Annotated in this window: 10 protein-coding genes; 1 reads left to right on the top strand and 9 read right to left on the bottom strand. The window is 63.6% G+C overall.

Annotated elements, in window-relative coordinates; translation table 11 throughout:
* Nucleotides 1-59 precede the first annotated feature (59 nt).
* Nucleotides 60-779, bottom strand: coding sequence for a response regulator transcription factor CtrA (gene ctrA / locus LV82_RS11900; protein WP_104071943.1), 720 nt, complete (start codon nt 777-779; stop codon nt 60-62).
* 105 nt (nt 780-884) lie between these two features.
* Nucleotides 885-1,151 (bottom strand): CtrA inhibitor SciP, encoded by a 267-nt coding sequence (gene sciP, locus LV82_RS11895; protein WP_104071941.1) that lies wholly within the window; start codon nt 1,149-1,151, stop codon nt 885-887.
* A 119-nt stretch (nt 1,152-1,270) separates the two neighbouring features.
* Here sciP and mnmA point away from each other — a divergent pair, with 119 nt between their 5' ends.
* On the top strand, nt 1,271-2,416 hold the full coding sequence (gene mnmA, locus LV82_RS11890) for a tRNA 2-thiouridine(34) synthase MnmA (RefSeq protein ID WP_104071939.1): 1,146 nt from the start codon (nt 1,271-1,273) through the stop codon (nt 2,414-2,416).
* On the opposite strand, the gene lpxB is transcribed toward mnmA, so the two are convergent.
* From lpxB to LV82_RS14940, 7 genes are all read right to left on the bottom strand, one after another.
* Nucleotides 2,410-3,564, bottom strand: coding sequence for a lipid-A-disaccharide synthase (gene lpxB / locus LV82_RS11885; RefSeq protein ID WP_104071995.1), 1,155 nt, complete (start codon nt 3,562-3,564; stop codon nt 2,410-2,412). The genes mnmA and lpxB overlap by 7 nt on opposite strands.
* A complete protein-coding gene (locus LV82_RS11880; protein ID WP_104071997.1) occupies nt 3,561-4,385 on the bottom strand; it encodes an LpxI family protein in 825 nt (274 codons plus the stop codon). Before LV82_RS11880 ends, lpxB begins: the two co-directional genes overlap by 4 nt.
* Nucleotides 4,385-5,179 (bottom strand): acyl-ACP--UDP-N-acetylglucosamine O-acyltransferase, encoded by a 795-nt coding sequence (lpxA, locus tag LV82_RS11875; protein WP_211289210.1) that lies wholly within the window; start codon nt 5,177-5,179, stop codon nt 4,385-4,387. Before lpxA ends, LV82_RS11880 begins: the two co-directional genes overlap by 1 nt.
* 2 nt (nt 5,180-5,181) lie before the next feature.
* The gene (fabZ, locus tag LV82_RS11870) at nt 5,182-5,640 is read right to left on the bottom strand and encodes a 3-hydroxyacyl-ACP dehydratase FabZ (RefSeq protein ID WP_104071937.1); all 459 of its coding nucleotides are present in this window, start codon (nt 5,638-5,640) and stop codon (nt 5,182-5,184) included.
* A gap of 68 nt (nt 5,641-5,708) precedes the next feature.
* A complete protein-coding gene (locus tag LV82_RS11865; protein WP_170063412.1) occupies nt 5,709-6,302 on the bottom strand; it encodes an OmpH/Skp family outer membrane protein in 594 nt (197 codons plus the stop codon).
* A 5-nt stretch (nt 6,303-6,307) separates the two neighbouring features.
* Nucleotides 6,308-8,680, bottom strand: a complete 2,373-nt coding sequence (gene bamA / locus LV82_RS11860) for an outer membrane protein assembly factor BamA (RefSeq protein WP_104071933.1) — start codon at nt 8,678-8,680, stop codon at nt 6,308-6,310.
* A gap of 132 nt (nt 8,681-8,812) precedes the next feature.
* On the bottom strand, nt 8,813-8,989 hold the full coding sequence (locus LV82_RS14940) for a hypothetical protein (protein WP_170063411.1): 177 nt from the start codon (nt 8,987-8,989) through the stop codon (nt 8,813-8,815).
* Nucleotides 8,990-9,050: the final 61 nt, after the last annotated feature.

The following is a 9,050-nucleotide window of genomic DNA, read 5'->3' as shown; positions in this document are numbered from 1 at the left end:
CAACACCGAGCGCCCGCATCTGGGCTACCGAAACCAGGGCAGACGGCCCATCGAAACCGTCATGTCATTCGTAAGTCAAGAAGGTTAAGTGAACAGTCGGCACTTCCCGGATCGCGCAGCACATAGCCCCGCCCCCAGACGGTTTCGATATAGTTCTCACCGCCCGTCGCCTGGGCCAGTTTCTTGCGCAGCTTGCAGATGAAGACGTCGATGATCTTCAACTCGGGCTCATCCATGCCGCCATACAGATGGTTGAGGAACATCTCTTTCGTCAGGGTCGTGCCCTTCCGCAGGCTGAGAAGCTCCAGCATCTGGTATTCCTTGCCCGTCAGATGCACCGGCTTGCCTTCGACCTCGACCGTCTTGGCATCCAGGTTGACCTCGATCTTGCCCGTGCGGATGATCGATTGCGCATGCCCCTTCGAGCGGCGGATGATTGCATGAATCCGTGCGATCAGTTCCTCGCGGTGGAAGGGCTTGGTCAGATAGTCGTCTGCACCAAAGCCGAAGCTGCGCACCTTGCTTTCGGTATCGTCCGTCCCGGTCAGGATCAGGATCGGCGTGTTCACCTTGGACATGCGCAACTGACGCAGCACGTCATGTCCGTTCATATCGGGCAGGTTCAGGTCCAGCAGGATCAGGTCGTAATCATACAGCTTGGCAAGATCGATGCCCTCTTCCCCCAGATCGGTGCAATAGACATTGAGATTGGCATGCGTCAGCATCAGCTCGATCGACCGCGAAGTGGTCGGGTCGTCTTCCACCAACAGGATCCTCATCTGGCGTTCTCCGCGTTCATGGATTGTGAACCCGACCGTGGCACCACTTGGTTAATTGCAAGTTACCGGAACGTGCCGAATCCAAATTTCTACCATGGGTTGTATCTAGCGGTTGCGCCTTGTCACCTTCAAGCCCCTTTCGCCGTCGCGGTCCACGGCGCGGCACCATTCCTCGAACTCCTCTGAAGACAGAGCGTATCTTTCCAACGCATCAGAGAGCGACAGCAGGCCGTGCCTGACGGCCAGAACGACCTTCATCTTGCGACTGGCAACCCAGCGTCGCGTGTCGGCAGGCGGCAGATCCGCCGGCGTGAGGACCGAACCATCAGGCAAGGTGACCGATCGCGGAGTTTCGATCTTTTTCAGGAACATGGCGCCCCCCCTTTGTCTCGTCGCGCCGATCCTGTCGGGAACGCGATTAACGCAAGGTGAAACGGCGCCTTGTGACTACGTCGTATTTTCCTATATTCCGACGCAACCCCGGAGGTCCCATGGCTCTTGACGAAACCCAACCGCTGAACTCGCTTGGCATCCCGAAACGGCCGCAGGATACGCGCGTCGTCGTGGCGATGTCGGGCGGCGTCGATTCCTCGGTCGTGGCCGCAATGCTGGCCGAAGAAGGGTATGACGTCGTCGGCGTCACGCTGCAGCTTTACGATCACGGGGCCGCGCTGGCCAAGAAAGGCGCCTGCTGCGCGGGTCAGGACATTCACGACGCCCGCCGCGTGGCCGACACGATCGGATTTCCCCATTACGTGCTGGACTACGAGAACATGTTCCGCGAAGCCGTGATCGACGAGTTCGCGGACGCCTATCTGGCTGGCGCCACGCCCGTTCCGTGCATCCGGTGCAACGAACGCGTCAAGTTCAAGGATCTTCTGGCCACCGCGCGCGACCTTGATGCCGATTGCATGGCCACAGGCCATTACATCCAGCGCAAGATGGGCCCGAACGGGCCCGAGCTGCACCGCGCGGCGGACCCCAACAGGGACCAGTCCTATTTCCTGTTCTCGACGACGCGCGAGCAACTGGAATACCTGCGGTTTCCGCTTGGACATCTGAAATCCAAGGCCGAAACGCGGGCGTTGGCCGCGCGATATGGCCTGTCGGTCGCGGACAAGCCCGACAGTCAGGATATCTGCTTTGTGCCGAATGGAAATTACGCCAGCGTGATCGAAAAGCTGCGCCCCGGCGCCGCCGATCCGGGCGAGATCGTGGACATGGACGGCAATGTTCTTGGCCAGCACCGCGGCGTGATCCACTACACGATCGGCCAGCGGCGCGGCCTTGGCATCGGCGGGCTGAGCGAACCGCTTTACGTCGTCAAGCTTGACCCCGAAACCCGTCGCGTTGTCGTCGGCCCCAAGGAAGCCCTTGCGCGCAAGGATGTTCCCGTGCGCGAAATCAACTGGCTGGGCGATGCACCCTTTACCTCGGCCACCGAATGGCATGCGCTGGTCCGCATCCGCTCTACGCGGCCGCCGCGTCCGGCAATCATCCGTCCGCTGTCCGAGGAGCAGGCCGTGGTCGAGCTGTTGGAGCCCGAGGAAGGCGTTTCGCCCGGTCAGGCCTGTGTCTTCTACGAGGAAGGCACGACGCGCGTTCTGGGCGGCGGCTGGATCTGGCGCGGCTACTGAGAGCGGGCGAGAAAATCCAGCACCGAACGCGCCGCGCGCAGGCCCGGGACCTCTTGCCCCCGACCAAGGCGCTGCATGGTGACCTCCATGGCCTCGATCTGCGCCCGGCGCTCGGCGTCATCGTCCAGCAGGCGCGCCAGGGCATCCGCAATCGGCCCGGGGCGACAATCGGGGCCCAGAAATTCCGGCACGGCACGTGTGTCCGACACGATGTTGACCAGCGTCACGGTATCGATCAGTGCCGCCCGGCGGATCATCCACCACGACAATCGGTTGAAGTCGTAGGCCACGACCATGGGAACGCTGTTTGCAGCAAGCTCGAGACTGACCGTTCCCGAGGCGGCCAGCGCCAGATCGGCCGCCGCGAATGCAGCCCTTCTTGCATCCGCCTGCTCGACGACAACGGGCTGGACTGGCCAGTGTTCGACCATCTGTCGCACCATCGGGGCAATCGATGGCAATGTTGGAACTGCCACCCGCAGGCTGGGTTCGCGATCACGCAGGCGCGCGATCGCCTCGCCGAAACGCGGCCCCAGCCTGCGCACCTCGCCACGCCGCGAACCGGGCAGACACAACAGCAGCGGCTGATCCCGACCGATCCCCTTCTCGGCCCGAAACGCGGCGGCCTGATCGGGGCCGGCCCAGGGCTCGGCCACGACGGGATGGCCAACGAAATCGCAGGTCATTCCCGCGCGCTCCATGTAGGGCGGCTCGAAGGGGAAAAGCGCCAGAACATGGTCGATCACCCGCGCCATGCGTTCGGCGCGCTTCGGTCGCCATGCCCATACGGTGGGCGCGACATAGTGAATGGTACGCTGCTGCGGTCGCAATTCGCGCAGTCTGGCGGCAAGCCGCAGGCAAAAGTCCGGGCTGTCGATCGTGATCAGCGCGTCGGGCGCGATTTCAGCCGCTGCCCGGGCGGTTTCTTCCAACCGGCGCTTCAGTGCACGGTATTTCGGCAGGACCTCCATCAGCCCCATGACCGAGAGTTCTTCCATGGGAAAAAGGCTGGTCAGACCCTGCTGCTGCATGCGCGGGCCGCCGACGCCGTGAAACGCGACATCCGGCGCCAGCTGCTTCAGCCCGGCCATCAAGGCCGCCCCCAGCGCATCGCCCGACGGCTCGCCGGCGACGAGAAACAGCTTCATGGCGCCCATGACCACAGGAACAGACCGGCTTCGGTGGCAAGCCGCTCGACATCTTCGCGCTGAAGCAGGATGACGCCACCGGCCTCCCAGGCGATACCGGCAAGCCCCGCCCGGGCAGCACCGCGCACGGTTTCGGGCCCGATCGTCGGCAGATCAATCCGGCGATCCTGTCCGGGCTTGGGCGCCTTGAACAGCACCCCGCGCGCGCCGTTCGGATCGGGGCGCAGATCTGCAGCCTCGGCAGCGACGAAACGCAGCATGGCATCCGTTCCCGGCAGGCTTTCAAGCCCCAGGCACAGCCCCTGGGCCACCACCGCACCCTGCCCGACATCCAGCCGCCCAAGGCCCGAGACAAGCTCGGCCGCGCGTTCGACATCGCGCGCATCGGCATCGCTGGGCTGACCGACCAGAACACCCGCGGGCGGGACGAGTTCGGGCGCAATCGCATCGGCGCCGACGACCGTCAGCCCCCAATCCTCGAAAATGCCGATCACCTCGCGCAGCAGCGCGTCGTCACCCTTGCCAAAGGCGCCGATCAGCCGAGGCAGCAGGGTCGCCGTTCGCGGATCGACCAGCTCGGCCTCGACGCGCGGCCGGCGGATCGCCCCGGCCATGACCACCCGTTCGACGCCGTGATCGGCCAGATGGTCCAGAAAGGGGACCAGACGTTCGATGCGAAAGCGCACCGGCTCGGGCGCGCGGATTCCGCAGGGAAATCCCTCCATCTCGGCGACCAGATGATCGGTGCCGTTGCGGGCCAGCGCCCGCGCAAGGATGGCGGGCAAGGCCCCCTGCCCGGCGATAAGGGCGGTCTTCGTCATCATCGCGGCGTCAGGAAGGAACGGTCGGTGGGGCCCAGGATGAAATCCAGAACCTCGCGGACCAGCGCGTGATCGCTGCCGGCCTCGACCCGGGCGCGCGCCGTTTCACGGAAATTGCCACGCGACAGCGCATCCAGAAGATCGCGAAGCGCTGCAATCTCGGCCCGCGCCACCCCGCGGCGCTTCAATCCAACAAGGTTCAGCCCATCCAGAACCGCCCGCGGCGCCTGTACAAGCCCATAGGGAATGACATCGGCCGTCACCATCGACAGGGCCCCGATCATCGCGCCCCGCCCGATGCGCACGAACTGATGGACGCCGGACAGTCCGCCGACGATCACCTCGTCTTCAAGCACGCAATGGCCAGCCAGGGCGACGTTGTTGACAAGGATCACGCGGCTGCCGATCTGGCAGTCATGGGCGACGTGACAGCCTGCCATGAACAGCCCGTCATCGCCGACGCGCGTGATACCCCCGCCGCCTTCGGTGCCCGTGTTCATCGTGACATGCTCGCGGATCCGGTTGCGCCGCCCGATGATCAGCCGGGTCCGTTCGCCGCGATACTTCAGATCCTGCGGCACTTCACCCAGGCATGAGAACGGAAAGACCACCGTTTCATCACCGATCTCGGTGTCGCCCTGAACCACGACATGCGATTTCAGCTGGACCCCCCGCCCAAGGCGCACATTCGGCCCAATGATGCAGAATGGCCCGATATGACAATCCGGTCCGATCACCGCGCCCGGCTCGATCACCGAGGAAGGATGGATCCGCGCGCTTTCGGCGATGGTCATGTTCAGTCCCGCAGATCCATCATGGCCGTGATCTCGGCCTCGCAGGCCGTCTGGTCGCCGACCTTGGCATGGCCGTGGAAGCGCCAGATCTTGCCCCCGCCGCGCTTGACGGTCATGTGCAGCTCCAGCACGTCTCCGGGAACGACCATGCGACGGAACTTGCAGCCGTCGATCGACATGAAATAGGTCAGCAGGTCGCGCCCGATCACATCCATCGATATTCCGACAAGAACGGCCGCGGACTGGGCCATCGCCTCGACGATGGTCACGCCGGGCATGATCGGCTTGGCCGGGAAATGGCCCTGGAAGTGCGGCTCGTTGAACGTGACATTCTTGATGCCGACGCAGCTCTTGTTGGGGACGATGTCCACGACCTTGTCGATCAGAAGAAACGGGTAGCGATGCGGGATGATCCGCTGGATCAAAGCAATATCGGCCTCGGTGATCTGCGTCGCGGTCATGCTGTGCTCTCCAAGGGGTCTTGAAAGGTCTCGCCTTGCTAACAATTGCGCCTGCCCGTGGCAAGGCGTCACTGGCCGCCGGATGCGTCGTCAGGCTCAGCCCGGCCATCGGCGGGGATGTCGATCTCATCCATCGGCAGATCTTCGCCGGCCCCCACCGATGCATTGATGCGCGCGGTCAGATCGTCGGTAATGTCGATGGCATCGACCGCGGCAAAGACCACCCGCCGATCAAGCACGATCAGCGCGCCGCGCTCGCGCAGGTATGTTTCGATCACCGGCAAAGCGGCTGCAAGAAAGCGCTGCCGCTCGATCTCCTGCAGCCGCGATATCGCGCGGGCCTTGCTTTCCTGCCGCTGGCGTATGTCCACGACCTTGGCGTCGAACGCCTCGGCAAGCTTGCGAAAGGCGGCCTGATCCATCGTCTTGCGACGCTCGGTCAGGTCGCGTTCCTCGGCGACAAGCTCGGCCTCGATGCGGCGGTTCTCGGCGGCCAAGGCTTCGGATTCGATCCTGATCCGCTCTCTCACCCGGGCAGCCCAAAGACTTGCCGAATACAGACGATCCTGATCGACCGTGACAACCGGCACCTGCGGCACGATCTCCTGGCCGTCGGCATGGCCGGCGGTCAAGGCAATCGCAACGGCGATCCAGCGAAGCACGCGCATCAGAAGCGGGTGGAAACCGTCAGATCGAAGGTCTGCTCCTTGTCATAGCTTTCCTTCTGGATCGCCTTCGAGAAGTTGAAGCGCAACGGTCCAAGCGGCGTATCCCAGAAGACCGAGAAGCCGATCGAACTGCGCAGATGCAGGCCGTCGTCGATGGTTGCCGTCCCGGCGGTATCGTCCAGCCCCCAGACAGACCCGACATCGGCGAACAGACCTCCGGTGATGCCGTATTCCTCGGGCAGGCCCAGCGGGAATTCCGCCTCGAGCCGCGCGACGGCAAAGAAATTGCCGCCAACGGCGCCCTCGTTGACTGCGCCAAGGTCACGCGGACCGATCCCGTTCGGCTCGAACCCGCGCACGGGGCTGCGGCCAGCGAAACGGTCCAGGATACGCGTGTCGCCCTTGGTTGCGACAACCGCGCCACCTTCCAGCTCGGCGCGCAGGGTCACTTCTTCGCGCATGATCTTCTGCTGATAGGACAGCAGTCCGGTGGTCCGAACGGATTGGATGTCACCGCCGACGCCCGCGAAATCCTGGCCAAACTGAACCCGCCACGAACGGTTCGGGTCGATCCCGCCGATGCGGCTGTCATAGCGATAGGTATAGCCGATCGCGCTGGTGATCTCGGCGCCGCGCAGGGCTTCGTTCTGCAAGAGCGCCGAGGAGTCGGTGTCCACATCGGTCAGCTCGTCACGCGAAATCGCATAGCGCAGCTCCAGCGTGCTGAGTTCGCCCAACGGGAACTCGATCGACGGGCTGAATCCCGCGCGCCGCGTCGAGTAGTAGGAATTGCTGTTGTCGCTGGTGCGGTAATAGGCCGAAAGACGCAGTTTCAGGTCACGATCCAGAAAGGCCGGTTCGATGAACGTGATCGAGTTGTTCTGATCCGACTCGGTCGTCGAGATGGACACGCTCACGAACTGGCCTCGACCAAGGAAGTTCGACTCGGACAGCGCAACGTTGAACCCGACCCCGTCCGACGTGGAATAGGCGGCGCCGAAAGACAGCGAACCGGTGGGTTTCTCCTCGACATTCACATCGACGATGACCTGATCCGGCCCGGTCCCCTGCCGCGCGCGCACATCGGCGTTTTCAAAGAACCCCAGCGCCCGGATCCGTTCGGCCGCCTGACGGATCTCGCGCGGGTTGAACGGGTCGCCCTCGACGGTGCGGAACTGACGCCGGATGACCTTGTCCAAGGTGGTCGCATTGCCTTCGATGTCGATCCGCTCGACAAAGACACGCTGCCCCTTTGTCAGGGCAAAGACGACATCCAGGGTCTGCGTTCTGGGATTGCGCGTGATGCGCGGCTCGACCGTCAGGAAGTTTACGCCCTGCCTGGTCGCGATCGCCTCCATGCGCGAGATCACGGTGTCGATGGCGGTCGGGGAATAGGTCTGGCCCTGTCGGATATTCACGACCTCGGCATAGGGCGCGGGATCTATACCCTCGTATTCGCTGATCGTGGTGACATTGCCAAAGCTGTATTGCAGCCCTTCCTGAACGGCAAAGGTCAGGAAGAAGGCATCGCGCTCGGGCGAAAACTCCCGCGAGACGGACAGGACGCGGAAGTCGATATAGCCGCGCGAACGATAGAAATCGGTCAGCAGCTGTTTGTCCAGTTCGATCCTGTCGGCGACAAAGGTATCGCGCTGGATGAAGCGACGCAGCAGCCCCGCCTGCTTGGTCTGCAGGACCTGGCGCAGCCGCCGGTCGGAAAAGGCACGGTTGCCGGTGAAGGACAGCCGCTCGATCTCGGTCACGGCGCCCTCGCGGATCTCGAAGACCAGATCGACGCGGTTGTTCGACCGTTCGATCACGCGCGGCTCAACCCGGGCCGCCAGACGGCCCGACTCGGCATAGGCCTGCGTGATGGCGGCGGCGTCCGCTTCGGCCTGCGCGGGCGTATAGACACGACGCGGCTGGGACTTCACGATCTTGGACAGATCCTCGTCCTTGATCAGCGCGTTGCCTTCGAAGGAAACGACGCTGATCACCGGATTTTCGACGACCTTGATGATCAGCGTCCCGCCCGAGGGCACGACATCAACGCTGCGGAACAGGCCCGAGGCATTCAACCGCTGGACGACATCGTTCAGTTCGCCGGCCGAGACGGTCCTGCCCGACTGTAACCCGGCAATCCGGGCGATCGTGGCCGGTTCGATCCTTTCGTTGCCCTCGACGACGATGGACGAAAAGGAATAACTTTGCGCGATTGCGGGCGGCGCGGGCGGGACAAAGGCCGCCGTCACCAGCAGGACCGCCACCGGCCGCAACAGTCGCCGGAAATCTCCGCGCCCACCCTGCGCAGCCCGCCGAAGGGTTGCAATCTCGTTCGCGCCGCGATCGACGCCCTGCCCGGCCGATTTCATTTCTGCCCCCCGATTTCACGGTTCAAGACCTTGATCCGTGACTAGCCCGAAAGCCGAACCATGTCAAAAGCCACAACGCGCCCGAAAGGGCGCGCCGACATGATTTTCCGATAGTGTCGCGAGGGGGGCGCGTCAGCGTATCTGATGATGGTCGGGCGGGAACATGCGTGCGATTTCACCGCCGATCATCGCGCTTCCCGCCAGTGCCACAACGATGGCAAGCGGGATCAGAACCCGGTCAAGGCCCACTTCCAGCATTACCGCCAGGCTGCGCATTCCGCCGGAAAGGCCATTTTGCAAGGTCTGCATGGGAAACGCCCCAGTTCAAGTATCGCTTCACGCAGCCTAGCCGCGGATTATGGCAGTAATT

Source organism: Albidovulum inexpectatum (genome assembly GCF_002927635.1).
GTDB classification, from domain to species: Bacteria; Pseudomonadota; Alphaproteobacteria; order Rhodobacterales; family Rhodobacteraceae; genus Albidovulum; species Albidovulum inexpectatum.
This window is presented reverse-complemented; position numbering and strand designations above follow the sequence as displayed.

Coding starts and splice junctions, on each gene's coding strand:
- ctrA (WP_104071943.1), bottom strand. CDS start 779: ATGAGGATCCTGTTGGTGGAAGACGACCCGACCACTTCGCGGTCGATC.
- sciP (WP_104071941.1), bottom strand. CDS start 1,151: ATGTTCCTGAAAAAGATCGAAACTCCGCGATCGGTCACCTTGCCTGAT.
- mnmA (WP_104071939.1), top strand. CDS start 1,271: ATGGCTCTTGACGAAACCCAACCGCTGAACTCGCTTGGCATCCCGAAA.
- lpxB (WP_104071995.1), bottom strand. CDS start 3,564: ATGAAGCTGTTTCTCGTCGCCGGCGAGCCGTCGGGCGATGCGCTGGGG.
- LV82_RS11880 (WP_104071997.1), bottom strand. CDS start 4,385: ATGACGAAGACCGCCCTTATCGCCGGGCAGGGGGCCTTGCCCGCCATC.
- lpxA (WP_211289210.1), bottom strand. CDS start 5,179: ATGACCATCGCCGAAAGCGCGCGGATCCATCCTTCCTCGGTGATCGAG.
- fabZ (WP_104071937.1), bottom strand. CDS start 5,640: ATGACCGCGACGCAGATCACCGAGGCCGATATTGCTTTGATCCAGCGG.
- bamA (WP_104071933.1), bottom strand. CDS start 8,680: ATGAAATCGGCCGGGCAGGGCGTCGATCGCGGCGCGAACGAGATTGCA.
- LV82_RS14940 (WP_170063411.1), bottom strand. CDS start 8,989: ATGCAGACCTTGCAAAATGGCCTTTCCGGCGGAATGCGCAGCCTGGCG.